Here is a 22,564-nt window from a genome sequence, read left to right on the forward strand (position 1 = left end):
CCATAAGGTGATTTCGGCGCCGGCCGGAAGCTCCGCCTCGCGCGAGGACCGACCCTCGATCACGAACCGCTCGACCCGGCATCGTCACCATGATATACAATCACATATTGGATCCAATGTACATGTGGATGGCGAAAATGCCTGGTAGTGGGGCAGGGGGCGAGGATAAACCCGGCGAGGTGGATCGGGGAGAACTCGAACACACGCTGCGAAGGGTGGTACAGCGGGTCGGGCGGCCCAGAACGGCGACGGCCTTTCTTGAGGAAAGCCTGAGATCGGCGATCGTTGCCGGAGATATCCCCGGCGGAACGGCGCTGCGCCAGGAGGCGGTGGCGGAAATTTTCGGCGTCAGCCGGATGCCGGTGCGCGAGGCGATCCGCCAGCTTGAAGCGCAAGGGCTTGTCGAGTTTCAACCGCACAAGGGCGCGGTCGTCGCCGCGATTTCGGCGCGGGATGCCGCCGACAACTGGGCGATCCGCAAGGCGCTGGAATGTGCGGCTCTGGAATATTCAATCCCCGGCCTGACGGAGCAGGATATCATGCGTGGCGAGGAGGGGATTGCGGAGATGGACGACGAGACGGATTTCTCGCGCCTCGGGCTCCTGAACCGCCGGTTTCACATGACGCTTTATGCAAGGGCGCAATTTCCGGGAATGTTGCAGCTCATTGAAAAGCACCTGATCGCGTCCGACCGCTATATTCGCTTTCAGCTTGCGGCACTGGGACGTGACAAGATGGCCCAGGACGACCACCGTGCGATCCTGACCGCTGCCGGGAAAGGGGATGCGGGGCGCGCGTGCCGGCTGCTTGCGAGCCACATCGAGGACGCGGGCCGGCGGCTGGTGGCGTGGCTGAAGACGCGGGAGGGGTAAACGCTTGAGCGCATTCGCTGAAAGCGCCCAAGCCTTGAGAAAGCCGCGCCGGTTTATGCGTATTGGGCAATGCCGTTGCCGAGCGACCAATTCTCCCTCACGCCCTCGATGAGGTTGATGAAAACATCTTCCTTGCGGATGCCGGGGTTATCGGCGAGCAGCTCCACGATCCGCTTGAAAAGCGCCTTCTTCTGCTCCGGGGTGCGGGAATTCATCGCGCTGATCTGGACGAAGACCACGTCGTCACTGCGGGCGATATCCAAATAGGTCTTGTTGGCGCGGAAGTTCGCGGCGTCATGTTCCGTGATGGTCATGAACTGATCGTCTTCAGGAACGTTGAACGTCTCGCGCATGGCCTGATAGAGGCCGTTGAAAATCGCTTGCTTGTAGGCTTCCGGTTTTCCCGAACGCATCGATATGTGCAAGAGCGGCATCTTCTGTCCTTTCGTTTCTTCGGTACGGGAAGATTAGTTGCCGCTCTATCATTTTGGTATCTCATGGATGGATATATCAGTAATTGAGAATGTGAATAGATGTGCGTGCCCGTCCGGCGGGGCAGCGTGATTGCGCCCTATCGCCGGACGGCAATGGCGATTGGCAATCAAAACGCCACGGAATCGGCACCCTTCAACTCCAGCGTGGCTCGCGCGTCTTCCGGTGTTGCGATGGAAAGACCCAGCCCCTCGATGATCTGGCGCACCTGACGAACCTGCTCCGCGCTGCTTGTCGCGAGCCTGCCAGGCCCCGCCCAAAGCGAATCCTCGAGCCCGACCCTCACATTGCCGCCAAGTGCCGCCGCCTGCGCCGCGATCGGCAACTGGTGGCGTCCCGCGCCGAGAACCGACCAGTGATAATCCTCACCGAAAAGGCGGTCGGCCGTGCGCTTCATCATCATCACGTCTTCCGGATGAGGGCCTATGCCGCCCAGGATGCCGAAAACGCTTTGCACGAAGAATGGCGGCTTGATGACCCCGCGATCCGCAAAATGGGCCAGCGTGTAAAGATGGCCGATATCGTAGCATTCGACCTCGAAGCGGGTGCCGTTTTCCGCGCATCTCGTCAATATCATTTCGATGTCGGCGAAGGTGTTTTTGAAGACCCGGTCGCGAGACCCTTCAAGGTATTCGCGCTCCCATTCGTATTTGAGATCCTTGAAGCGGGCGAGCATTGGATAAAGCCCGAAGTTCATCGATCCCATGTTGAGCGAGGCAACCTCCGGCTTGAACCTCGCCGCAGGCTCCAGCCGCTCCGCTATCGTCATGGTCGCGGCACCGCCGGTGGTGATGTTGACCACACAGTCCGACCGCTGCTTGATGACCCGCAGAAAGGGCAGGAAAGCATCGGGATGCTGCAGGGGCTGGCCATCCTCCGGATCGCGGGCGTGAAGATGCACGATGGCCGCCCCGGCTTCTGCCGCTTCAATCGCAGCGTCGGCAATTTCCGCCGGCGTGACGGGCAGGTGCGGCGACATGGACGGCGTATGAATTGAACCGGTGACGGCGCAGGTGATGATCACTGGCCTGGGCATTGTTCCCTCCTGCGGTTTCATGGTGTTCAATTGGAAAGCCCGCCTCGCGCAACACGATATTGTGGGTGGCGCGGGTGCTTTCATTTCTGTCGTCGCTTTACATTAAATGGCGCTCAATTATTTTGGCATGCAATGGATGAAGATTTCAGGCATTGGAATTGTAAATGACAGAGCGACCTCTCGATCTGGATGCCGTGCAGGCATTCGTGCGGGTTGCCGAGTTGGGCAGCTTCACACGGGCGGCTGAAGCCGCGCGCACGACACAGTCGGCGATCAGCCTGAAGCTGAAGCGGCTGGAGGAGAGGCTCGGCTGCAGGCTTGTCGAGCGTACGCCCAGACGCGTGCATCTTTCGGCGCAAGGCGCGGTTTTCCTCGATCACGCCCGCGAACTTTTGGAGGCGCACGATCGGGCGTTCTCCGCTTTTTCGCAAATCCGGCAGCGGCTTGCCATTGGCATCAGCGACCATGTGGCGGGCCCGGAACTGCCCGCCCTGATCGCGCGAATGAACGAGCAGGAGCCGCAGCTTGTGATCGAAATCCGGCTCGCGACGTCGAGCGTTCTGCTTCAAAGCTACGACCGGCGGGAACTCGACGCGGTGCTGGTTCGCATGCATGCGGGGCGCGATGACGGGGAGGTGCTGGCGCAAGAAAGCTTCGGCTGGTTTGCAGCACCCGACTGGCAACATCGCGCGGGCGAACCGCTGCCGCTTGCCACGATGCCGGAACCCTGCGGGGTGCGGAACATGGCTTGCGAGCTTCTGGACGAGGCCAATATACCCTGGACGGAAGTGTTCGTTGGCGGTGGCGTTGCCGCAGTCTCCGCCGCGGTGATGGCAAGGCTCGGCGTTGGCGCATTGGCGCGGCGCATGTTGCCGCTGGGGGCGGTGGATGTGGGCCCCCGCCTCGATCTTCCCGAGCTGCCGCGCCTGCCGATCCTTCTTCATTCAAGGGTCAGGGACGGGCGTGCGCGCGATGCGATCGAGGCCCTGTCGGCAGCCTTCAAAAACGCGGTGCGTGAGTAGCGCCAATTGGCCCTGAAGCGCTTCCCGTTCCGGGAAACCTGTTCAGATCATCAAGGCGGCGCGGGTGATATAGGCGCCGTCGAGACCGGCGGCGACCCGCTGCATCGTCTCAAGCAACACCGAAAACTCCGGCTTTACGCCTTCATCCGTCTCGCGGCGGAGGAAATCGGGAATGCCGGGCGGCACATCCGTCCGGCAATCGCGATAGAACATCCAGCTTGCCTGGAAGAGGCGGCGGGAAATCGCGCCGTCGCCGAGCACCTGGATTTCCTTCACCCGTTCGTCGCGGCTTGCGCATTCGAAGGTGTCGGCGATGCCGGCGGGCTCTCCCTCGATCCACTTTACGATATGTTCGGGGAAGAGAAGGATTGCGCCGGTCACGTTGTTCAGCCGGTTGAGGCGTCTTGCGCGCGAAAGCGTGCGCTCGATCTCCTCTTCGACCGGACGGCGGATCGCACTCCGGTTGATGGTTGCCTTAAAGGCGCGGGCGGCAAGGTCCATGATCGTCTAGCCCTGTTCAGGTTCGGCCCTGACGAAAAGCTTGCCTAGCGAAGGTTCTCAAATCGTAAAAGTTTAGGAAAATGCCGGGAAATACTTACTCAATGGTGAACAAAAGCGGCAAGAGGGATGAGCTGGAGCTCGGATGGCGCCTATATGTTCGTCATTGAAACGGCCCAGGCGCGCGCGGTGAGGCGGATTTCATTCTCTCCGCCCAATAATTCCTCAAGCCGCTTTCGCAGCCTTTCCCGGTTGGACGTCGAGAGGCTCATGCAATATCCGGGGGCTGGACCGGCGCCCAACGTAAACGGATGCCAGAAGGCTTCGAAGTCCGGAAAGACGGTATCGACTTCAAGTGCCTTGACAGTCACGCCCTGAATATTCGCCTCGCGGCACAGGCGTTCGAGGCCTTCGGGCGTGCAAAACGGAAAACGGTCCGCTTCGTCAAGTTTCCGCGCGGCAGGGTCCAGCGTGGCGGCGGCCTTCCAGAACGTATCGATGAAACCCATCCCGCCACCCGGATAGTCCCAGACGTAGAAAGATACGGTGCCGCCCGGGCGGGTAATGCGTTGCATTTCCCCGATCGCTCTCGGTTTGTCAGGCACGAAATTCAGGACAAGGGCGGAAGCGGCGACGTCGACCGTATTGTCGGGCACTGGAATGTCTTGAGCGTCCCCGATCTCGAAAGTCGCCCTTTCATCGGCAATCTCTTTACGCGCATGAGCGATGAAACCTTCCGATGGATCGACCCCGACCACCGAGGCGGGGTCCGCGTGATCGAGAATGGTTCGGGTGAGAGCGCCCGTTCCGCATCCGATATCCGCCCAACGCGCGTATTTCGGTATGTTTTGCCAATTCAAGAACTCTTTGGCGATCAACCGGCTCCATCTGCCCATGTAGTGGTCGTAGCTTTGGCCGACGCTCCACGAATCATGTTCAGAAGCTTCTTTCATTTGCAAAGCTCCTTTTAACAAGGGCCGAGGGGCGGCAAGTCGCTTTGGGTTGGCAAAGTAAACCGACGATATACCGGAAACATATTTGCAGGAAGTCGCGTTTTCCGATGTCTTTTGCTGCTCTGCCGGTTTCCTGCGCGCGGCAAGTCCGGTGCTTCCCGTTCCCCGATTGATTTGTGCGCGCGGCACGGTAGGTTACCGCTCAACCTCTTGAGCGCTGCCGAGCGAAGCAGAGCCGCTTTCGCGACCGGATAACGCTCCAGATTCAATTTGTTGAAGCATATTTTGCCGCCAATACAGTGATGCATTGACGGAATGTGCTCGAACATGGAAATGCCGTATGTTTTGGAAGAAAGGGTCTGGCGTGCCGTCGAAGGATGCCGTGCTGAAGGAGCTTTCCAAGGTCAAGGGACCGGACCTCAAGGGCGATATCGTCTCGCTGGGGCTGGTCTCCGACGTCTTCATTTCCGACGGGCGCGTCGCGTTTTCGATCACCGTGCCGGCCGAACGCGCGCAGGAACTGGAACCCTTGCGCCAGGCCGCGGAAAAGGTTGTGACCGAAATGCCGGGCGTGGAAAAGGCAATGGTGGCGCTGACCGCCGAACGCGCGCCCGGCGCCAAGCCGCCTTCCGGTGCCCCGACGGGCTCTCCCGTTCGGCCCGCCCCTTCCGCGGCACAGGCTACAAGCGTGCCGCCGCCGATGCAGGCGCGCGCCCGCGCCCAAGCGCCAAAGGCCGGCGACACGCAAAAGCCCGGCGTGCCGGGGGTGAAGAAGATCATCGCTGTGGCATCCGGCAAGGGGGGTGTGGGCAAATCCACCACCACCTGCAACCTCGCGCTTGCCCTGCAGGCGAACGGGCTGAAGGTGGGCGTGCTCGACGCCGATATCTACGGCCCCTCCATCCCGCGCCTTTTCCGCGTGACGGGAAAGCCGGAGCCGGTGTCGGGGCGCATTCTCAAGCCGCTTGAGGGCTACGGCGTCAAGGTGATGTCCATGGGTTTCCTGGTGGACGAGGAAACGCCGATGATCTGGCGAGGGCCCATGGTGATTTCCGCGATCACGCAGATGCTGCGCGAAGTCGCCTGGGGCGATCTCGACGTGCTTGTCGTCGACATGCCGCCGGGAACGGGCGATGCGCAGCTGACGATGGCGCAAAACGTGCCGCTGGCGGGCGCCGTGATCGTTTCCACCCCGCAGGATCTGGCGCTGATCGACGCGCGCAAGGGCCTCAACATGTTCCGCCGGGTGGATGTGCCGGTGCTCGGAATCGTCGAGAACATGAGCTACTTCCTGTGCCCCGATTGCGGCGGACGACACGACATCTTCGGCCACGGCGGGGCGAAGGCGGAGGCCGAAAAGCTGGGCGTGCCCTTCCTCGGCGAGGTGCCGCTCGACATGGTCATCCGCGAGAAATCCGATTCGGGCACGCCGGTCGTGGTCACCGACCCGGACGGCACCCATAGCGCGGTCTACAAGGAAATCGCCGCACGCGTGTGGGGCGAACTGGAGCGCCAGGACGCCGAAGCGGATCGGGCACCGCCCAAAATCGTCATAGAAGACTGATATTGCGGAAACAATTCGATCCGCAGTCATTGCGGGGCGGCCGCGCGCCGCCCCGTACGCTTGCCGTTCGGGACAGAATCATCCGCGCCCGGTTCCCGCTCAGGACATTCATGCCGGAGCGATTTCTAATCACGAAAGCGGCTTCGCTTGCGTGGAAAGCGCTCTGGCTCAAAGCCAGGTATCCGGTCCCATCTGTGACAGGGGAAAAAATCGACGCGGAGTTTTTCGTAACGTGAGCGTGATCAGCAATGTGGATTTGTGCAATGCGAAATCAACTTTGATGCCGCGCGACTGCGTAAAGTGTGGTTTCGTGTTATTTGATCCAAATTCCGTCCATTTCTCCACTCGGGCCCGGTATATTCCTGGGTGCGTTGCAAAATCGAATTCATTTGCGGTTTTATAGACTTGGCTAGTAACCTTCCTCACAATCGGGAGGTGGTGTATGGCATTGGAAAACGCTGTCTTGCAAGGAGTCAGCGAAGAAGAACTGGAAAGAGCAGGTCTTTATAATTTGCTCGGAAGTTCGCTCCAGCAGCCGGTTTCGCCGGTATGGCTTTCGGAGGCAGGTGCCCTGCGCGGCGGCGAGGGGACGATAGGGGCGTGCCTCAAGGAACTCGCCGACGCGGCGCGCGGAGTCGACCATGCCGAAGTTTCCCGCGAGTATCATGATCTTTTCATCGGTGTCGGGCGCGGCGAACTCGTGCCTTACGGTTCCTATTATCTGACAGGTTTCCTGCACGAAAAGCCGCTTGCCGATCTCAGGCGCGACATGGCGGAGCTCGGCATCGAGCGCGATCCTTCTGTGAAAGAGCCGGAAGACCATATCGCCTCCGTTTGCCAGATGATGGCCGGACTGATCGGCGGCGCCTTCGGCGCGCCTCGGGACCTCAAGGGACAAAGGCAATTCTTTTCGGTGCACCTCGGCAATTGGGCGCCGCATTTCTTCAAGGATCTGGAAAACGCGAAGACCTCGCGGTTCTACCGGCACATCGGCAAGCTTGGCCGCACGTTCATGGAGGTGGAAACGCGCGGGTTCGAAATGGTTGAGTGAAAAGGACACCTGCCGCTTGCCGTGTGCGGGCAGGCAGGGGCGAGAACGATCGACGCGGGCCGGCCTTGAACCGGACCTGCAACCGCTTCTCCCGGAGGGTCCGGGGCGGCGGATGTGCACGACGGCCACGGAGCCGGGCTCCGTGGGGTTTTTGGAAGCAGGTTCAGGGAAACAGGCCGGACGGGCGCCGGTTTCAGGTTCAACGTTGGAGGACGATCGCCATGACGAAGAAAGTGGAGAAGGTCGATACCGACAGGCGAGGCTTCATGAAGCTTGCCGCGCTGGGCGCGGCGGCCGGAGGAGTCACGCTTGCATCGGGCCAGGCTTCGGCGGCGGAAGCGCCAAAGCCGGGTAAGGCGGCGGGCTATCGCGAGAGCGAGCACGTCAAGACCTTCTACGATTCCGCGCGCTTCTGAGGCGGAGTTCGCAACAACGCCGGCGAAACAAGCCGGCCAACGGTGTTTTCGCGCTTCGCCCGACAAGAGCGCCACGGCGCGCCAGGGCGGCGGGATCACGATTAGGGAGAAACGACATGCTGAGGAAAAAGACGAGCTCGCTTGCCCGTCGGACCCGGTTGTCTGCCGCCGTCGAGGCGGTTGGTGCGAGCGCGATGGACCGCCGGACGTTCCTGCGCCGCTCGGGGCTGACGGCTGGCGGCATCGCCGCCGCAAGCGCATTTACCGGCGGCATGGTGCGCCGGGCGGAAGCCCAGGCGGCGACGGTCGCGAAGGTGGATATCAAGAAATCAGTCTGCACGCACTGCTCGGTGGGCTGTACGGTGCTGGCCGAAGTGCAGGACGGCGTGTGGGTCGGCCAGGAGCCGGGCTTCGACAGCCCGTTCAACCTCGGCTCGCATTGTGCCAAGGGCGCTTCGGTGCGCGAGCATGCCCATGGCGAGCGTCGGCTGAAATATCCGACGAAGCTCGTGGGCGGCAAGTGGGAGAGGATTTCCTGGGAGCAGGCGATCGACGAGATCGGCGACAAGATGCTGGAGGTGCGCGAAAGCTCGGGCCCGGATAGCGTCTACTGGCTCGGCTCGGCCAAGTTCTCCAACGAAGGCTCCTATCTCTACCGCAAGTTTGCCGCCTTCTGGGGGACGAACAACATCGACCACCAGGCGCGTATCTGTCACTCGACCACGGTCGCGGGTGTTGCAAACACCTGGGGCTACGGCGCGATGACGAACTCCTACAACGACATCCACAATGCGCGCAGCATTCTGGTGATCGGCGGTAATCCGGCAGAGGCGCATCCGGTTTCCCTTCTCCACCTTCTGAAGGCGAAAGAGGAAAACGCGGCAGCGCTGATCGTCTGCGATCCGCGCTTCACGCGCACGGCCGCCCATGCGACGGAATACGTCCGCATGCGCCCGGGCACGGATGTCGCCCTGATCTGGGGCATTCTCTGGCATATCTTCGAAAACGGCTGGGAGGACAAGGAATACATCCGCCAGCGCGTTTGGGGCATGGACCAGATCAAGGCGGAAGTCGCGAACTGGACGCCGGAGGAGACGGAACGCGTTACCGGCGTGCCGGGATCGCAGCTGCGCCGCGTGGCGCGCACGCTTGCAAACAGCCGGCCGGGGACCTTGATCTGGTGCATGGGCGGCACGCAACACACCAACGGCAACAACAACACGCGCGCCTATTCGATCCTGCAGCTTGCCCTCGGCAACATCGGCAAGCCGGGCGGCGGCGCCAACATTTTCCGCGGCCACTGCAACGTGCAGGGCGCCACGGATCTCGGCGTGCTTGCCGATACGCTGCCGGGATACTACGGCCTGTCCGACGGCGCCTGGGCGCATTGGGCGCGTGTCTGGGAAGTCGATAACGACTACATCCGCGGCCGCTTCGCCACGATGAAAGGCGCAGACGGCAACGATATCCCGATGATCAACGAGAAGGGGATTCCCGTCTCGCGCTGGATCGACGGCGTTCTGGAGGACAAGGCAAATCTCGCTCAGCCGGACAACACCCGCGTCATGGTGCTTTGGGGCCACAACTCCAACTCCGTGACCCGAATGGGCGAAGTGAAGACGGCGATGGAAAAGCTCGACATGCTTGTCGTGGTCGATCCTTATCCGACGGTGTCTGCCGTCCTGCATGACCGTACCGACGGCGTCTATCTGCTGCCGGCCTGCACGCAATTCGAAACATCCGGCTCCATGACCGCATCGAACCGCTCGCTGCAGTGGCGCGAAAAGGTCGTCGAACCGCTGTTCGAATCGCTGCCCGATCACACGATCATGTACATGTTCGCCAAGAAGTTCGGCTTCGCCGACGAGATGTTCAAGAACATCGAGGTGAACGGCGAGGAGCCGCTGGTGGAAGACATCCTGCGCGAGCTCAACCGGGGCATGTGGACGATCGGCTACACCGGGCAATCGCCCGAGCGGCTGAAGCTGCACATGGCCAACCAGCACACCTTCGACCGCACAACGCTGCGCGCGCGCGGCGGACCGGCCGACGGCGACTTCTATGGCCTGCCCTGGCCCTGCTGGGGAACGGCGGAAATGGGGCATCCGGGCTCAGCCGTGCTCTATAATACCGAGCTGCCGGTGGCCGAGGGCGGCATGGGCTTCCGCGCCCGCTTCGGCGTGGAACGCGACGGCGACAACCTGCTTGCCGAAGGGTCGTGGCCGGTCGGCGCGGAAATCCAGGACGGTCATCCCGAGTTCACCTACGCCATGCTGCAGAAGCTTGGCTGGGACGGCGACCTGACGGCCGAGGAGCTTGCGGCGATTGAAAAGGTCGCCGGATCGAGCGATCCGGAAGCCATGGGCGCTGTCAACTGGAAGACCGATCTTTCGGGCGGTATCCAGCGGGTGGCCATCAAGCACGGCTGCGCGCCCTACGGCAATGCCAAGGCGCGAACGGTTGTGTGGACCTTCCCGGATCCGGTGCCGCTGCACCGCGAGCCGCTTTACACCAACCGGCGCGACCTGCTCGACAAATACGCCACCTATGAAGACAAGGTCTTCTGGCGTGTTCCGACCAAATACAAGTCCATTCAGGAACAGGATTTCTCGAAGGATTTCCCGATGATCCTGACCTCGGGCCGACTGGTCGAATACGAGGGCGGCGGCGAGGAGACGCGTTCCAACCCGTGGTTGGCCGAGTTGCAGCAGGACATGTTCGCCGAGATCAACCCGATCGACGCCAACAACCTGGGCATCCGGGACGGGGAGATGGTCTGGCTACACAGCCCGGCGGGAACCCGCGTCAAGGTCATGGCCATGGTGACGGAACGCGTCGGCCAGGGCGTCGCCTTCATGCCGTTCCACTTCGGCGGCTGGTTCCAGGGCGAAGACCTGAGACACAAATATCCGAAGGGTGCCGATCCGTATGTATTGGGCGAATCGTCGAATACGGCGCAAACCTACGGATATGACTCAGTCACCCAGATGCAAGAAACCAAGGCCACGCTGTGCCGCATCGAGCGCGCGTGAGGGAGGATTTAGCTCATGGCTCGGATGAAATTCCTTTGTGACGCGGAGCGCTGCATCGAATGCAATGCCTGCGTGACGGCCTGCAAGAACGAGCACGAGGTGCCCTGGGGCATCAACCGGCGCCGGGTGGTTACGATCCAGGACGGCAAGCCGGGTGAGCGTTCGATCTCGGTCGCCTGCATGCACTGCTCGGACGCACCGTGCAGCGCGGTCTGCCCGGTCGACTGCTTCTACCAGACCGACGACGGTGTGGTGCTTCACTCGAAGGACCTTTGCATCGGCTGCGGCTACTGCTTCTATGCCTGCCCCTTCGGCGCGCCGCAGTATCCGCAAGCCGGCAACTTCGGCTCACGCGGCAAGATGGACAAATGCACCTTCTGCGCCGGCGGACCGGAGGAAGACACCTCGAAGGCCGAATTCCAGAAGTACGGCCGCAACCGCCTTGCTGAAGGCAAGCTGCCGCTCTGCGCCGAGATGTGCTCCACCAAGGCGCTTCTGGCGGGCGACGGCGACGTGGTCTCGGCAATCTACCGCGAGCGCGTGGTCGCCCGTGGCTTCGGTTCCGGTGCCTGGGGCTGGGGTACGGCGTATCAGCGGAAAGCGGGCAGCTTCTGAGGCGGCCGTCCCTTAGCGATCAAGACGACAGGGAGGCGGCCTATCGGGCCGCCTCCGCTTTCTCAACAGGCCGGATAACCTGTTTGATAACCCGGGAAAGCCTGCAACGAGGCGGATGTTCCTGATAAGTCAATCCAAATACCGTTGCGTAATTGCCGGAACCTGAAAACCACGGCGCGCGTTCGATCAGTTTTCGTTCTGCAATCCTGGCCACTGGCCATCAAGTCGATCATTTCCGTGGCGCATGCCGGCAGTTGAGAAGAGGTTGGAATGCCGAGGCGATCAGGGTTTTGGAGTATCCTTGCGATAGCCGCGCTTATAACGCTGCCCGGCTGCAGGGAGGAAGAGCAAAACCGCGTATTGCACATCGAGAAAGGCACCTACGCCGGCGCGCCCGACACCGAACTTTCGGAAGAAAAGCGCCGCGAACTGGACGCGCGCGCGCGCGCGCAGCGCTTTCCTTGACGCGGAAGCCGGAGCGCGGCGGACAGGCGAATGGGCAAGCCGCGCATGAGCGCTTTTCCGGACCAGGAATTTGCTCCAATATCAATATGTTGGAGCATCAAATCGTCACCGGGTCCGATTCGGATCTGGCGGAATATGCTCCAGGATCCAGACCCTGATCCGCCGGGAGGAAGAGTGATGCAGATGTTCCAGACCGTCACGGCAGGCCGCGGAGTTCAGTTCGGGAGGTTCCTTTCCGCCTTCGCCGCGATTCTGTTTGCCATCGCATTCGTGCTTTGCGCGCCCGCTTCCCAGGCGCAGCCGACCGCCGATCCGGTACCGCAGGAAAACCCGGTTGAAGGAGAGGTGCCGGGCAATACGCTTGGCGGGGCATCGGACACGGATCTGTGGCGCGATATTCGCCACGGCATCACCGGCAACGTCTCCATTCCCGACAAGAAAGCCGGTTTGCTAGTCCAGTCCGAAGGCGAACTCTGGCGCTCCCTCAGGAACGGGCCGCTTGCCCTTTACGCCAGCTGGGCGATGCTCGGCATGATTGTGCTGCTTAGTCTCTTCTTCGCGATCCGCGGCCGGATCAGGATCGATCACGGCATGTCGGGCGTGACGATCACGAGGTTCAACGCTTTCGAGCGTTTCGGCCACTGGCTTATCGCCAGCTCCTTCATCATCCTGGCGCTAACCGGCCTCAATGTCATGTACGGGCGTTACCTGCTGCTGCCGCTCGTCGGGCCGGAGGCGTTCGGCTTCATCACCATGATGGGCAAGTACCTGCACAATTACCTGGCCTTCGCCTTCATGGCAGGGCTCGTGATGATATTCGTGATGTGGGTGCGCCATAACGTGCCGGACCGCACCGACGTCAAATGGGTATTGGTGGCAGGCGGTCTCTTCGTAAAGAACGTCCACCCGCCGGCAAGGAAATTCAACGCGGGCCAGAAGGTCATATTCTGGTCGGTCATTTTCTGCGGTATCGCCATATCCCTTACCGGATGGGCTCTGCTTTTCCCGTTCACCACCGATTTCTTCTCCAGCACGTTCGCGGCCGTGAACGGCGTGTTCGGAACATCGCTGCCGACACCGCTGGCGCCCATACAGGAGCAGCAGCTCAACAGCCTCGGCCATTCGGTCTTCACCGTGCTGCTGATCTGCATCATCCTGGCTCATATCTACATCGGGTCGGTTGGCATGGAGGGCGCCTTCGACGCCATGGGTTCCGGCGAAGTGGACCTCAACTGGGCGAGGGAGCATCATTCGCTGTGGGTCGAGGAAGTGGAGCGCAAGGAAAGCGGCGCATCTTCGAGAGACGCTGCGCAACCGGCGGAATGACGGACCGGGAGGGCGGGATCCGTGCAGATGTCCAAAACCTTCCGGGCGGCGCTGGCGGGAGCGTATATCGCATTGCTGGGCGGAACTACAGGCGCCCTTGCCGAGGAATGGCCGACGCGTCTGGAAGGGCATGGCGGGCCGGTGAAATCCGTGGTGATTTCGGCTGACGGAAAATCCGTACTTTCCGCCTCTTTCGACTATGCGGCGATTCTTTGGGCGATCGCGGATGGCGATGCGAAAATCGTCCACCGGCTTATCGGCCATGAGGCGGCCGTCAATGACGCCCGCTTCGTGAACGGAACGTTTGCGGTGAGCGTTTCGGACGACGGTTCGATCGCGCTGTGGAATCTTGAGAGCGGCGAAATGGCCTCGCGCATCGACGAGGGCGGCGACAAGATGCTCTCCGTCGCGGTCAACGAGGATGGTTCACGTGCTATTGCCGCGTCTTGGGACCACAATGCCTATCTCTATGCGGTCGAAGAAGGGCGGCTTTCGCGCATCGCCAAACTCGGCGGGCACAGGGGCAACGTCAATTCGGTGGAATTTCTGCCAGAGGGAAAAGGCGTGCTGACCGCTTCCTACGACGGGGGAATCCGGCTCTTCAATGCAGCGAGCGGCGAACTGGAGCGCGAAATCTATGCGCACGGCTGGGGGATCAACGTGATCAAGGCCATGCCGAACGGCAAGACCGTGCTGTTCGGCGCGACGGACGGGGCTGTCGGCCTTGTCTCCATTGCCGCCGGGGAGGAAGTGAAGGTGCTCCCCCCGCACGAGCGGCCGGTGCTCTCATTGGCACTTTCCAAAGACGGCACCAAGGCGGCCTCTGGTGGAGGCGACGGGAAAATCCGTTTCTTTTCGACGCTCGACTGGGCGCTCGAGGAAGAATTCGAAAACCCTTACGGCCCCGTATGGGGAATTGCGATAACCCCTGACAATACGTTGGTTCTCTATGCCGGGCTCGACGACCATGTGAAGGCCTGGCAGGTCAGCCCGCGCAAGCCTTTCGAGCCGGTCGACAATGACTTTCCGCGCCGCTTCCAGATTTCCGAAACGGACGATCCCGGCGAACTGCAATTCGCCCGCAAATGTTCCGTCTGCCATACGCTGAAGCCGGACGACGCCAACCGCGCCGGGCCGACGCTTTACCGGCTTTTCGGCCGGAAGGCGGGATCGCTGGCGGGTTATCCTTATTCGAAAGCGCTGAAAGAGGCCAATTTCATCTGGACGGAAAAAACCGTTTCCGACCTCTTCGACCACGGGCCGGATGTCGTGACGCCAGGCTCGAAGATGCCGATCCAGCGGCTGAAGGATGAAACGGCGCGTGACGCCCTGGTGGCATTCCTGAAAAGGGCGACGGATCCGGCAAATGGCGCAGCGAACAAGAAAGAGGGTGCACAATGAAAGCCTTTGTAGCCGCGGTGCTTGCGGCGGGTGTCATCGGCGTGGGGGCCTGGGCCGTTCTGAACAAGGGGCTCGATTACTCCTCCGCCACGACCTACACATCGCATAATCCGGGGGCTGTACGGCTTTCGCCGGCAGACGAACCAAACGGCTGATGCAACTCACTGCGTATCGCACCGTCTTCGCGGGCATTGCTGTTTCGACCCTGCTATGCGCCGCAGGAGCGCAAGCGCAGGAAAGCGCGGTCGCCAAGGCGCGCGAGGCGGTCGTCGCGCTGCTTCCCGCATGGCCGAAAGGGCAGGCAAACCTGGAAGAGCCGGAAGGCTCCGCCGTTGCCGTTGGGGACGGAACGTGGCTTGTCACCGCGGATCATGTGCTGGGTCCTGCGGCTGCGGCCATGATCCGCCGGGCTGACGGAAGCGTCCATCCGGTCGAGATCGTCTCAAGGGACAGGCAGACGGATCTGGCAATCCTCAAGACGGGCGCGGCACTGCCGGCGCTGGAATTCGCGGCTGAAGATCCGGACGTCGCCGAAAGGGTTTGCGCGATCGGAAATGCCTTCGGCCTCGGGATTTCGGTCTCCTGCGGGGTGGTGTCCGCCGTCGGCCGGGGCGGGGTCGGCTTCAATCCGGTTGAGGATTTCATCCAGACAGACGCTTCGGTGAACCCCGGCGCGTCGGGCGGGGCGCTCGTCGACGAGCGGGGGAGGCTGGTCGGCGTGCTCTCGGCGATATTCACGAAGTCGAGCGACGGAGACCTTGGCGTCAATTTCGCCGCTTCCGCACCGCTGGTGGAGGCGGTGCTCAACTCGGTGGCGACGTCCGGCCGCATGGAGCACGTGACGTTGGGGGTGGCGCTGGAGCTGACCAAGCTCGGGCCGGAACCCGCCGGGCTGTTGGTGCGGCGGCTTGAGGAGCAGGGGCCTGCGGCGCGTGCGGGCCTTCTGGAAGGAGATGTCATTCTTGGCGTTGACGACTTTCCCGTCAGTTCCGTTGCGGGGTTGCGCGGGCGGCTGGCAAGGGCTGGGCCGCAACCGGAAATTTCAGTTCGCAGAAACGGGAAAACGGAAGTTCTGACAATCAAAACGAAATAGAAACAATGGACTGTCTGCAATTCCCGATTCAATCTCGAAATCGGATGACTCAACTTTCCAACCCATTCGATCGGATTCGCAAGCGGGTGAACCGGAGTTTTTCCAGTCAGACTTAACCCGATGAAATAAAAAGAGAAACAAGGAGTAAAGCGATGAACGAAGACGCATTCAACATGTCCATGCGCAAATTTCTGAAGCAGGTCGGCGTGACCTCGCAGCAGGCGATCGAAAAACAGGTGCGCGAGAGCGGGCTCACTTCCGGTTCGCTGAAGGTCAGAGCGGTGCTGACGATCGAAGGACATGACTTCGAGCATGCGGTCGAAGGCGAGATAAATCTCGATTGAGGCGGGCCTGAACATCCGCAAGCGGAGCAAGCGAGACGCATATGAACGAGCCGAGCTTTCCGCCACTCCTGACGGGGCATGCCGTGGATGCGGACGACGACCCGTTCGAACGAGCCTGCGCAGGCGCGGGCGCGGCCGAATTCGGGGCTGGCGACCTCGTTTGGTCGCGCGCGCTGGATCGCATCGCCATGGCGCTGGTGATGGAGCCGGATGTCGACCGGCAGAGATCCCGCGAGATGATCTTCGTCGCGATGGTGGCCTGCGCGGACGCCGTCGGCGCCAACATTCCTCCCGAAATCGGCTTCACCTGGCTGTGGCCGACGACCTTGCGGGCGAATGGCGCGCGGGTGGGCCAGGTGCGCTACGCCGAAGCGGAATCGGAGGCAGAGGACGGTGCGCCGGAATGGATCGTCGTCGGTATCGAGATCATATTGTTCGACGCCAAACCGCGCGATGTCGAGCCCGGCCAGACACCCGAGCGCACGACGCTTTTCGATGAGGGAACGGGCGAAATCGAGGCGCATGAGCTCATCTCCTCCATCGCACGCCACTGGACCACATGGATCCACCGCTGGGACGGCGACGGTTTCGCTCCGGTTCACGAAAACTGGCTGTTCCGGGCCGACGGCCACAAGGAAACAGTGAGCCTGGAAACGAGGGAGGGGGAGGTGACCGGCGTGTTCCTGGGTATCGACGAGGCTGGCAACCTGTTGCTCAAGGAAGAGGCAGGTTCAACGCGCGCGCTGTCGCTGGCCGGCGAGTTGGGCCTTGCCGATGGTGGGCAAGAGGCATGAAATGCCACGCGTCTTGAAGGCAATCCGGCTGGACCGCTCCGATACCCATGTATTCGCGAAAGCGGCCGCGCCGGGCGAAGTCGTGCTGCCGGGCAGCTTCGCTTTTCAAGCATACGGCGGGGGCGATCTTTCGGGAAAACTGCGGCAGGCCTTCGTCTCGGGGTTCCTGTCGCTCGAGACCTTCGGCTGGACGACGCTTGCCACGCCGGCGGATACAGGCGAAGCGGAGATCGATGCGCTTCGAGAGCGGTTGGCGGAGCATTTCGTCGAGCGTTACGGCGCGCCTGACATGGACGCCGCGCGGCCCGTTGCAAGAGCCGAGATCGACGACATGATCGAGCTGGCCGGCGGGCTTGCGATCAACACGCTGCTTGCCGTGAAGCGGGAGTTTGACGAAAACGGCTCGATCCGCGAGCAGTTCCACGTCGTGACACCGCCGGCAGGCGAAATCCATGCCCGTGTGTGGGACGTGAGCGAAGACGAGTGAACGGGAGCGACATGCGGAATTTTTGGAAATCGGCGGGCTATCACCTGGTCGAGCGCGACAAGAACGGCTGGTTGACGGTGACGCCGGATTATCTGCGCGCCTATTACACGCGCCCCGAAATCCACCCGATCGAAGAGTCTTGCGACGCCGAACACGCGCTTTTCGACAAGCTGATGGCCGACCCGTTCGCCAGCGTCGGTGAGGCTGAGCTTTCGGCAATCGCGGATGGGGACGCGGCGGATAATTACCGCCTCGTGCTCGCCTTTCGCGATCACCTTGTCAAGCACGGCACGCTGGAAGGCGCCTATGCGGCCTTTTTCGAGGAAGGGGCGGCGATCAACGTGCCGCCGATCTTCATCGACCAGATGGTGCACCTCATCATGCGCAATATCCTGAGGAACGTGCATGACCCGCTGAGGGCGCGCGCTGGCGAGATATTCTTCCGCGAGCAATCGGTGACGGTGGACGAAGGACAACTGATGCTGGCGGATGCGGAGATCGTGGAGATGTACGCCGAAACCGGCGGTATGGGCGGTCTCGGCGCGCTGCTGGCCGAAGCCGGCACGCCCATGCGTGAAATCTCGCTCGACGTTCTGGGCGAGGAGAACGGCGAGATCTACTGGGAGCGATCCGACCGCTTCGACACCGCGATCGACTTCCGCTTCACGCAACCGGCGCTCGACGCCTTCGCGCGCGATCTGGAGGCCTGGATCCGACACTTCCTGAAGGTGGAGGTGCGTATCCAGCCGCAACAATCGGTGCGCGACGAGCGCTGGTCCTGGCATGTCGGGCTGGATGCGGAGGCGACGCGAATTCTAAATGCGCTCTACGATGGCGATCAGGTGAGCGAAGAGGATATGGCGTCGATCGTCGCGCTTTTCCGGCTCGACTTCGAGCGCTCCGGCGACATGCGCGAGGACCTTCGCGGCAAGCCCGTATGGATGGCGCTCGCCATGGGGCAGGATCGTATCGTCCGCATGAAACCGCAGAACCTGCTCACGAACCTGCCCGTCCGGCGAAGAAATTGAGATCTACTTCTGAAAAGGGCGCTATGTAAAATTACCAAAATTTGGTAGAAATCTTCCTCAGGAGATTTTGCCATGGCCAAGAACACGTCAGTCGCTCTCGGTGACCATTTCGAGCGTTTTATCAGCGACCACGTTTCGCAAGGACGATACCGGTCTGCCAGCGAGGTGGTGAGAGCAGGTTTGCGTTTGCTTGAGGAACGCGAAGCGCAGTTGGAGGCTCTGAGAAATGCTTTGATCGCCGGTGAAGAAAGCAGTGAATTCAAGCGGCTGGACAAAGATTCCTTTTTGAAGGAAATGCGCCGCAAGCATGTCAAGTAACGATAGGGCGTACCGCCTATCCGCTTCCGCGCAATTCGATCTCGAAGATATTTGGTTATATACCTATCGAAATTGGTCGGTAGACCAGGCGGAGTATTATATCGGTCAGATTTTTGATGCACTGAATTTGCTGAGTGGAAATGCGCTAATCGGAAAGAGTATTAATCATATCAGGCATGGTTATTTCCGGCGCCAGTGCGGATCACATCTTATTTTCTACACCGTCACAGACGAAGCCATTAACGTCGTTCGCATCCTGCACAAGCGAATGGATGTCGACGGAAACCTCCCGCTTTGATTGGTCAGCCCTCGCCGAAGGACATGCGCCGGCGCAGCGATACGCGCGGGCGGTCTTCGGGCGGAAGGTCTTCGGCAGGTTCCTCGCCCGAATGAGCAATGGCGCTGGCCGGCTCGGATGCCGGTGTTTTGGCCTCAAGGGGTGGGGGTTCTGAAACGGTCGATACTTCGGCGGGAGCTTCTTCTTTGAAGCTTTCGGCAGGGGCCTCCGTCTCCGCTTTGGCGGCTTTCGCCGCTGCCGCCGCTCGCTCTGCTTCCGCCTCCAGTTTGCGGGCGTAGCCGCGCCCGACCTCCCAGGCGGATTTCACCTGATCGCCGACGTGGCTGGCAATGCGGAAATCCTCATCGTAATCGTTAAGGCCGTCAACGCAGGCAAGCACCGGGTTCGAGGTCCAGAGCTTGCGCATGGCGGCATTCTTGAGGGCGGTGGGAACGCCTTTCCTGAAGAAGACCGAATAGTCGGATTCATAAGTCAGGCTTTCGAGATCGACCGCCTCGGCAGCGGCGCGGTTTTGCGCCTCGATCTCGCTTTCCGCCTCTTCCTGACCGGGTTCAAGGGCCGCATCTTCCTTTTCGGGCGACGGCTCATCCGCTTCACCCGTTTGCTTGAGCCGAGACCAGCGCTGCAGGAACCCTTCGCTTTCAGCCATCACAAATGCCCGTCGTTTTCATCGATCCGCCTTCCAAGCGGCGAGAAGATCGGCTCCTTGCCGAATTTCTGCTCCTCGACCTTGACGCTGTCACGCCGGCGTTTCTTGAAGGCGGGAGCCTCCGGCGCCTGCTTGAGAAAGCCCGCGAACCAGGCAAGCGTTTCTTCCGGCATCGGAAGCTTTTCGACAAGACCTTCGGCGGCTTCCTGCCAGCTTTGCGCCTGGTAGGGGTCAAGTGTGACGCCCTGGACCTTCCATGGTGGATCTTGAGACGGATCTTCCACCAGCGCTGCCCAGATGGAAGGTGCGCTGGATTCAAGATTGGCGTCGTAGGTCTCAACCATCTTGTGGTGGAGCGTCGCGGAAAATGGTGCCGCCATGTAACGCACGCACTCGCCATCGCGCTCCAGTTCACGCCAGCCGCCCGTGGCCGGCGCATCGGGAATGATCGCCACGACTTTCCACGCCCAGTCGGCCCATCGCGACGCAGACGGCCCGCGCTCCAGCACCACGCCGAACGACCTCGTATCCTCCTTGAGCAATGAAACTCTCCTCCATGAATTCGTTAAAGGGATTCTGGGCCTATGCGCGCGTTTTGACAATGGGCTTCAATTGGGAACCTTCCCCTTGGCAAGGCTCCGGACTCTGCTAGAACTTCTATAAAGCATTATAACGAGGGCTTGCGCCCGCCGGAGGAAAATAGATGCCCGTATCGAGCCGCCGCGTGCTTCTGTGCAACTGCGAGAAGACGATGGCGCTGAATCCCGACCGCCTGCCGCTGCAGGAGGGTGCTCCGCTTTACAGCCACCTTTGCCGGGCACAGGCGGAAGCCTTCGAAAAGGCGCTGGAAGGCGGGGAGCCGCTGCTTGTCGGCTGCACGCAGGAAGCGCCGCTTTTTTCCGAAATCGCCGAAGAACAGGCGCCGGGTGCGGATGTTGCCTACGTCAATATACGCGAGCGCGCCGGATGGTGCGCGAAGGACGCCGACCCGCACCCGAAGATCGCAGCGCTTCTGGCCGAAGCCGCGCTGGAGCCGCAGGCCGCTCCGCTGCGCTCTGTCGAAAGCGACGGGCTCTGCCTTGTATACGGGAGCGGGCAGGAGGCGCTGGATGCCGCCCGCATACTGGAAGGCAGGCTATCGGTAACGCTGCTTCTCAAGGGCGGCGAAGACGTGCTGCTGCCATCCATTCTGGATTTTCCGATTTATTCGGGAACGCTTCGTACGGTTTCAGGGTCCTTCGGCGGGTTCGAGGTGACGGTCGACGGCTATGCGCAGCTTGTCCCTTCCTCGCGGAGCGGGCCGCAGTTCGCCCTCCCGCGCGACGGAGCAAAGGCGACCTGCAGCCTGATCCTCGACCTTTCCGGCGGGACGCCGCTGGTGAGCGCACCGGAAAAACGGGACGGATACTGCCGCGTCGACCCGAAGGATCCGGCGGCGATCGCGCGCGCGCTGTTCGATCTCGCAGACATGGTCGGCACATTCGAAAAGCCGGTTTATGTCGGCTATGACGCCGATATCTGCGCACATGGACGCTCGGGCAAGACAGGCTGCACCAACTGCCTGGACGCCTGCCCGGCGGGCGCGATCAGTGATGAAGGGGAGACGATATCGATCGACCCCGGCATCTGCGGGGGCTGCGGTTCCTGTGCCGCGCACTGTCCGACGGGCGCCGTTTTCTATCAATATCCCTTCCGCCGCGACCAGATCCGCCGGGTCCAGACGCTCCTTTCGGCATATCGCGATGCAGGCGGCAGGAAACCCGTTCTGTTCGTCCATGAAGACCCGCACGGCACGGAGATCATTACCGCGATCGCGCGCTTCGGTGAGGGACTGCCGCAAAACGCGATCCCGCTTGCCGTGCATTCGGTCGCCGCATACGGCCATGACGCCCTGCTATCGGCCATCCTTGCCGGCGCCAGTCGGATGGTGCTGCTGTGCCCTCCGCAAAAAGCAGAGGAACTTGCGGCCCTTCGCGCCGAGATCGCGATCGCGGAAGCACTGCTCTCAGGATTGGGCTTTGAAACCGAGGGCTTGTTCGAGGTTCTTGTCGAAAACGATCCTGATCGGGTGAGTGAGGGGCTGTCGAAAGAAGCAAATGCACCAGTCATCGCCGATCCGCTGGGTTTCGACGCCGTCGGCGGCAAGCGCGATGTTGCAAGAAGCGCGATTACGGGCCTGATCGAACGCGGCGAAAATGTGCCGGAAATCATCCCCCTGCCGAAAGACGCGCCGTATGGGCGTATCCATATAGACACGGAAGGCTGCACGCTTTGCCTCGCCTGCGTCGGCTCATGCCCGGTGAATGCGCTTTCCGACAATCCGGACCGCCCTCAGGTGAGTTTCACGGAAGCGGCCTGCGTGCAATGCGGGCTGTGCGCGGCGACCTGCCCCGAAAGCGTGATCACGCTGGAGGCGCGCTACCATGCCGGTGACGGCGCGGTGCACCCGGCCGTGCTGCATGAGGAGGAGCCTGCCACCTGCACAAGCTGCGGCAAGCCCTTCGGCACCAAAGCGGCGATCAAGAGGATCTCCGAGCGGCTTTCCGGCAAGCACTGGATGTTCCAGCGCCCGGATCAGATTGCGTTGATCGGCATGTGCGACGATTGCAGGGTGTCCGCGCAATGGAACATGGAAGACACGCCGTTCAAGATGGGTGAGCGCAACCGGATCACCACAACGCAGGACTATGTGGATGCAGAAAATAAGGGGCTTTCCCTCGACGATTTCCTGAAGGAAAACTGACACGCAGACAATTGGGCCGCGATCCGGACCGGGTAGCGCCTTTTCCCGTTATTATCTGGATCAGACC

General features: G+C 61.5%; 25 protein-coding genes. 19 read left to right on the top strand and 6 right to left on the bottom strand.

Annotated elements, in window-relative coordinates; translation table 11 throughout:
- Positions 1–137: 137 nt before the first annotated feature.
- On the top strand, positions 138–872 hold the full coding sequence (locus HPQ64_RS11670) for a GntR family transcriptional regulator (protein WP_172888688.1): 735 nt from the start codon (positions 138–140) through the stop codon (positions 870–872).
- A gap of 53 nt (positions 873–925) precedes the next feature.
- Here HPQ64_RS11670 and HPQ64_RS11675 read toward each other — a convergent pair whose 3' ends face one another.
- Positions 926–1,306 carry a tautomerase family protein gene (locus HPQ64_RS11675; protein ID WP_172888689.1) on the bottom strand — a complete coding sequence of 127 codons (381 nt, stop codon included), beginning with the start codon at positions 1,304–1,306 and terminating at the stop codon, positions 926–928.
- Between the two features lie 167 nt (positions 1,307–1,473).
- Positions 1,474–2,400, bottom strand: a complete 927-nt coding sequence (kce, locus tag HPQ64_RS11680; RefSeq protein ID WP_172888690.1) for a 3,5-dioxohexanoate:acetyl-CoA acetone transferase — start codon at positions 2,398–2,400, stop codon at positions 1,474–1,476.
- Positions 2,401–2,564: 164 nt separating this feature from the next.
- On the opposite strand from kce, the gene HPQ64_RS11685 reads away from it, so the two are divergent.
- Positions 2,565–3,422 carry a LysR family transcriptional regulator gene (locus HPQ64_RS11685; protein ID WP_172888691.1) on the top strand — a complete coding sequence of 286 codons (858 nt, stop codon included), beginning with the start codon at positions 2,565–2,567 and terminating at the stop codon, positions 3,420–3,422.
- A gap of 42 nt (positions 3,423–3,464) precedes the next feature.
- On the opposite strand, the gene HPQ64_RS11690 is transcribed toward HPQ64_RS11685, so the two are convergent.
- Together HPQ64_RS11690 and HPQ64_RS11695 are read right to left on the bottom strand one after the other, a co-directional pair.
- On the bottom strand, positions 3,465–3,923 hold the full coding sequence (locus HPQ64_RS11690; RefSeq protein WP_172888692.1) for a BLUF domain-containing protein: 459 nt from the start codon (positions 3,921–3,923) through the stop codon (positions 3,465–3,467).
- A gap of 149 nt (positions 3,924–4,072) precedes the next feature.
- Positions 4,073–4,873 carry a class I SAM-dependent methyltransferase gene (locus HPQ64_RS11695; RefSeq protein WP_172888693.1) on the bottom strand — a complete coding sequence of 267 codons (801 nt, stop codon included), beginning with the start codon at positions 4,871–4,873 and terminating at the stop codon, positions 4,073–4,075.
- Between the two features lie 340 nt (positions 4,874–5,213).
- On the opposite strand from HPQ64_RS11695, the gene HPQ64_RS11700 reads away from it, so the two are divergent.
- The 16 genes from HPQ64_RS11700 to HPQ64_RS20800 all read left to right on the top strand — a co-directional run bounded on the left by HPQ64_RS11700 (position 5,214) and on the right by HPQ64_RS20800 (position 19,105).
- Positions 5,214–6,437 carry an Mrp/NBP35 family ATP-binding protein gene (locus tag HPQ64_RS11700; protein WP_172888694.1) on the top strand — a complete coding sequence of 408 codons (1,224 nt, stop codon included), beginning with the start codon at positions 5,214–5,216 and terminating at the stop codon, positions 6,435–6,437.
- A gap of 442 nt (positions 6,438–6,879) precedes the next feature.
- Positions 6,880–7,488, top strand: a complete 609-nt coding sequence (locus HPQ64_RS11705; RefSeq protein WP_172888695.1) for a TorD/DmsD family molecular chaperone — start codon at positions 6,880–6,882, stop codon at positions 7,486–7,488.
- A 221-nt stretch (positions 7,489–7,709) separates the two neighbouring features.
- Positions 7,710–7,904, top strand: a complete 195-nt coding sequence (locus HPQ64_RS11710; RefSeq protein ID WP_172888696.1) for a twin-arginine translocation signal domain-containing protein — start codon at positions 7,710–7,712, stop codon at positions 7,902–7,904.
- A 116-nt stretch (positions 7,905–8,020) separates the two neighbouring features.
- Positions 8,021–10,936, top strand: a complete 2,916-nt coding sequence (locus HPQ64_RS11715; RefSeq protein ID WP_172888697.1) for a formate dehydrogenase subunit alpha — start codon at positions 8,021–8,023, stop codon at positions 10,934–10,936.
- A gap of 15 nt (positions 10,937–10,951) precedes the next feature.
- Complete coding sequence (gene fdh3B, locus HPQ64_RS11720; RefSeq protein WP_172888698.1) at positions 10,952–11,551, top strand: formate dehydrogenase FDH3 subunit beta; 600 nt, start codon at positions 10,952–10,954, stop codon at positions 11,549–11,551.
- A 270-nt stretch (positions 11,552–11,821) separates the two neighbouring features.
- Positions 11,822–12,016, top strand: a complete 195-nt coding sequence (locus tag HPQ64_RS11725; protein WP_172888699.1) for a hypothetical protein — start codon at positions 11,822–11,824, stop codon at positions 12,014–12,016.
- Positions 12,017–12,193: 177 nt separating this feature from the next.
- On the top strand, positions 12,194–13,342 hold the full coding sequence (locus HPQ64_RS11730) for a formate dehydrogenase subunit gamma (protein ID WP_246270689.1): 1,149 nt from the start codon (positions 12,194–12,196) through the stop codon (positions 13,340–13,342).
- A gap of 27 nt (positions 13,343–13,369) precedes the next feature.
- Complete coding sequence (locus HPQ64_RS11735; RefSeq protein WP_172888700.1) at positions 13,370–14,743, top strand: c-type cytochrome; 1,374 nt, start codon at positions 13,370–13,372, stop codon at positions 14,741–14,743.
- Positions 14,740–14,898, top strand: coding sequence for a hypothetical protein (locus HPQ64_RS11740; RefSeq protein ID WP_172888701.1), 159 nt, complete (start codon positions 14,740–14,742; stop codon positions 14,896–14,898). The genes HPQ64_RS11735 and HPQ64_RS11740 overlap by 4 nt, the downstream gene beginning before the upstream one ends.
- The gene (locus HPQ64_RS11745) at positions 14,898–15,836 is read left to right on the top strand and encodes a S1C family serine protease (RefSeq protein WP_172888702.1); all 939 of its coding nucleotides are present in this window, start codon (positions 14,898–14,900) and stop codon (positions 15,834–15,836) included. The genes HPQ64_RS11740 and HPQ64_RS11745 overlap by 1 nt, the downstream gene beginning before the upstream one ends.
- 152 nt (positions 15,837–15,988) lie before the next feature.
- On the top strand, positions 15,989–16,180 hold the full coding sequence (locus HPQ64_RS11750; protein ID WP_172888703.1) for a DUF6494 family protein: 192 nt from the start codon (positions 15,989–15,991) through the stop codon (positions 16,178–16,180).
- A gap of 41 nt (positions 16,181–16,221) precedes the next feature.
- A complete protein-coding gene (locus HPQ64_RS11755; RefSeq protein ID WP_172888704.1) occupies positions 16,222–16,974 on the top strand; it encodes a biotin/lipoate--protein ligase family protein in 753 nt (250 codons plus the stop codon).
- A gap of 1 nt (position 16,975) precedes the next feature.
- Positions 16,976–17,461, top strand: a complete 486-nt coding sequence (locus HPQ64_RS11760; protein WP_172888705.1) for a DUF6505 family protein — start codon at positions 16,976–16,978, stop codon at positions 17,459–17,461.
- An 11-nt stretch (positions 17,462–17,472) separates the two neighbouring features.
- Positions 17,473–18,489 carry a DUF6352 family protein gene (locus HPQ64_RS11765; protein ID WP_172888706.1) on the top strand — a complete coding sequence of 339 codons (1,017 nt, stop codon included), beginning with the start codon at positions 17,473–17,475 and terminating at the stop codon, positions 18,487–18,489.
- Positions 18,490–18,561: 72 nt separating this feature from the next.
- Positions 18,562–18,807, top strand: a complete 246-nt coding sequence (locus HPQ64_RS11770; protein WP_172888707.1) for a type II toxin-antitoxin system ParD family antitoxin — start codon at positions 18,562–18,564, stop codon at positions 18,805–18,807.
- Positions 18,797–19,105: a type II toxin-antitoxin system RelE/ParE family toxin gene (locus tag HPQ64_RS20800; RefSeq protein ID WP_172888708.1), complete on the top strand. Its 309-nt coding sequence runs from the start codon at positions 18,797–18,799 to the stop codon at positions 19,103–19,105. The genes HPQ64_RS11770 and HPQ64_RS20800 overlap by 11 nt, the downstream gene beginning before the upstream one ends.
- Before the next feature lie 4 nt (positions 19,106–19,109).
- On the opposite strand, the gene HPQ64_RS11780 is transcribed toward HPQ64_RS20800, so the two are convergent.
- A complete protein-coding gene (locus HPQ64_RS11780; RefSeq protein WP_172888709.1) occupies positions 19,110–19,754 on the bottom strand; it encodes a DUF3306 domain-containing protein in 645 nt (214 codons plus the stop codon).
- Positions 19,754–20,296 (bottom strand): DUF3305 domain-containing protein, encoded by a 543-nt coding sequence (locus HPQ64_RS11785; RefSeq protein ID WP_172888710.1) that lies wholly within the window; start codon positions 20,294–20,296, stop codon positions 19,754–19,756. Before HPQ64_RS11785 ends, HPQ64_RS11780 begins: the two co-directional genes overlap by 1 nt.
- Positions 20,297–20,457: 161 nt before the next feature.
- Here HPQ64_RS11785 and HPQ64_RS11790 point away from each other — a divergent pair, with 161 nt between their 5' ends.
- Positions 20,458–22,497, top strand: a complete 2,040-nt coding sequence (locus tag HPQ64_RS11790) for a 4Fe-4S dicluster domain-containing protein (protein ID WP_172888711.1) — start codon at positions 20,458–20,460, stop codon at positions 22,495–22,497.
- Positions 22,498–22,564: the final 67 nt, after the last annotated feature.

The organism is Hongsoonwoonella zoysiae (assembly GCF_013266695.1).
Lineage (GTDB): Bacteria > Pseudomonadota > Alphaproteobacteria > Rhizobiales > Stappiaceae > Hongsoonwoonella > Hongsoonwoonella zoysiae.

What these genes read in the sequence shown, in the direction of transcription:
- HPQ64_RS11710 (WP_172888696.1), top strand. Translation starts at nt 7,710, where the DNA reads ATGACGAAGAAAGTGGAGAAGGTCGATACCGACAGGCGAGGCTTCATG.
- HPQ64_RS11695 (WP_172888693.1), bottom strand. Translation starts at nt 4,873, where the DNA reads ATGAAAGAAGCTTCTGAACATGATTCGTGGAGCGTCGGCCAAAGCTAC.
- HPQ64_RS11750 (WP_172888703.1), top strand. Translation starts at nt 15,989, where the DNA reads ATGAACGAAGACGCATTCAACATGTCCATGCGCAAATTTCTGAAGCAG.
- HPQ64_RS20800 (WP_172888708.1), top strand. Translation starts at nt 18,797, where the DNA reads ATGTCAAGTAACGATAGGGCGTACCGCCTATCCGCTTCCGCGCAATTC.
- HPQ64_RS11755 (WP_172888704.1), top strand. Translation starts at nt 16,222, where the DNA reads ATGAACGAGCCGAGCTTTCCGCCACTCCTGACGGGGCATGCCGTGGAT.
- HPQ64_RS11745 (WP_172888702.1), top strand. Translation starts at nt 14,898, where the DNA reads ATGCAACTCACTGCGTATCGCACCGTCTTCGCGGGCATTGCTGTTTCG.
- HPQ64_RS11690 (WP_172888692.1), bottom strand. Translation starts at nt 3,923, where the DNA reads ATGGACCTTGCCGCCCGCGCCTTTAAGGCAACCATCAACCGGAGTGCG.
- HPQ64_RS11675 (WP_172888689.1), bottom strand. Translation starts at nt 1,306, where the DNA reads ATGCCGCTCTTGCACATATCGATGCGTTCGGGAAAACCGGAAGCCTAC.
- HPQ64_RS11780 (WP_172888709.1), bottom strand. Translation starts at nt 19,754, where the DNA reads ATGGCTGAAAGCGAAGGGTTCCTGCAGCGCTGGTCTCGGCTCAAGCAA.
- HPQ64_RS11760 (WP_172888705.1), top strand. Translation starts at nt 16,976, where the DNA reads ATGCCACGCGTCTTGAAGGCAATCCGGCTGGACCGCTCCGATACCCAT.
- HPQ64_RS11700 (WP_172888694.1), top strand. Translation starts at nt 5,214, where the DNA reads ATGTTTTGGAAGAAAGGGTCTGGCGTGCCGTCGAAGGATGCCGTGCTG.
- HPQ64_RS11790 (WP_172888711.1), top strand. Translation starts at nt 20,458, where the DNA reads ATGCCCGTATCGAGCCGCCGCGTGCTTCTGTGCAACTGCGAGAAGACG.
- HPQ64_RS11730 (WP_246270689.1), top strand. Translation starts at nt 12,194, where the DNA reads ATGCAGATGTTCCAGACCGTCACGGCAGGCCGCGGAGTTCAGTTCGGG.
- HPQ64_RS11725 (WP_172888699.1), top strand. Translation starts at nt 11,822, where the DNA reads ATGCCGAGGCGATCAGGGTTTTGGAGTATCCTTGCGATAGCCGCGCTT.
- kce (WP_172888690.1), bottom strand. Translation starts at nt 2,400, where the DNA reads ATGCCCAGGCCAGTGATCATCACCTGCGCCGTCACCGGTTCAATTCAT.
- HPQ64_RS11715 (WP_172888697.1), top strand. Translation starts at nt 8,021, where the DNA reads ATGCTGAGGAAAAAGACGAGCTCGCTTGCCCGTCGGACCCGGTTGTCT.
- HPQ64_RS11705 (WP_172888695.1), top strand. Translation starts at nt 6,880, where the DNA reads ATGGCATTGGAAAACGCTGTCTTGCAAGGAGTCAGCGAAGAAGAACTG.
- HPQ64_RS11740 (WP_172888701.1), top strand. Translation starts at nt 14,740, where the DNA reads ATGAAAGCCTTTGTAGCCGCGGTGCTTGCGGCGGGTGTCATCGGCGTG.
- HPQ64_RS11770 (WP_172888707.1), top strand. Translation starts at nt 18,562, where the DNA reads ATGGCCAAGAACACGTCAGTCGCTCTCGGTGACCATTTCGAGCGTTTT.
- fdh3B (WP_172888698.1), top strand. Translation starts at nt 10,952, where the DNA reads ATGGCTCGGATGAAATTCCTTTGTGACGCGGAGCGCTGCATCGAATGC.
- HPQ64_RS11670 (WP_172888688.1), top strand. Translation starts at nt 138, where the DNA reads ATGCCTGGTAGTGGGGCAGGGGGCGAGGATAAACCCGGCGAGGTGGAT.
- HPQ64_RS11685 (WP_172888691.1), top strand. Translation starts at nt 2,565, where the DNA reads ATGACAGAGCGACCTCTCGATCTGGATGCCGTGCAGGCATTCGTGCGG.
- HPQ64_RS11735 (WP_172888700.1), top strand. Translation starts at nt 13,370, where the DNA reads ATGTCCAAAACCTTCCGGGCGGCGCTGGCGGGAGCGTATATCGCATTG.
- HPQ64_RS11765 (WP_172888706.1), top strand. Translation starts at nt 17,473, where the DNA reads ATGCGGAATTTTTGGAAATCGGCGGGCTATCACCTGGTCGAGCGCGAC.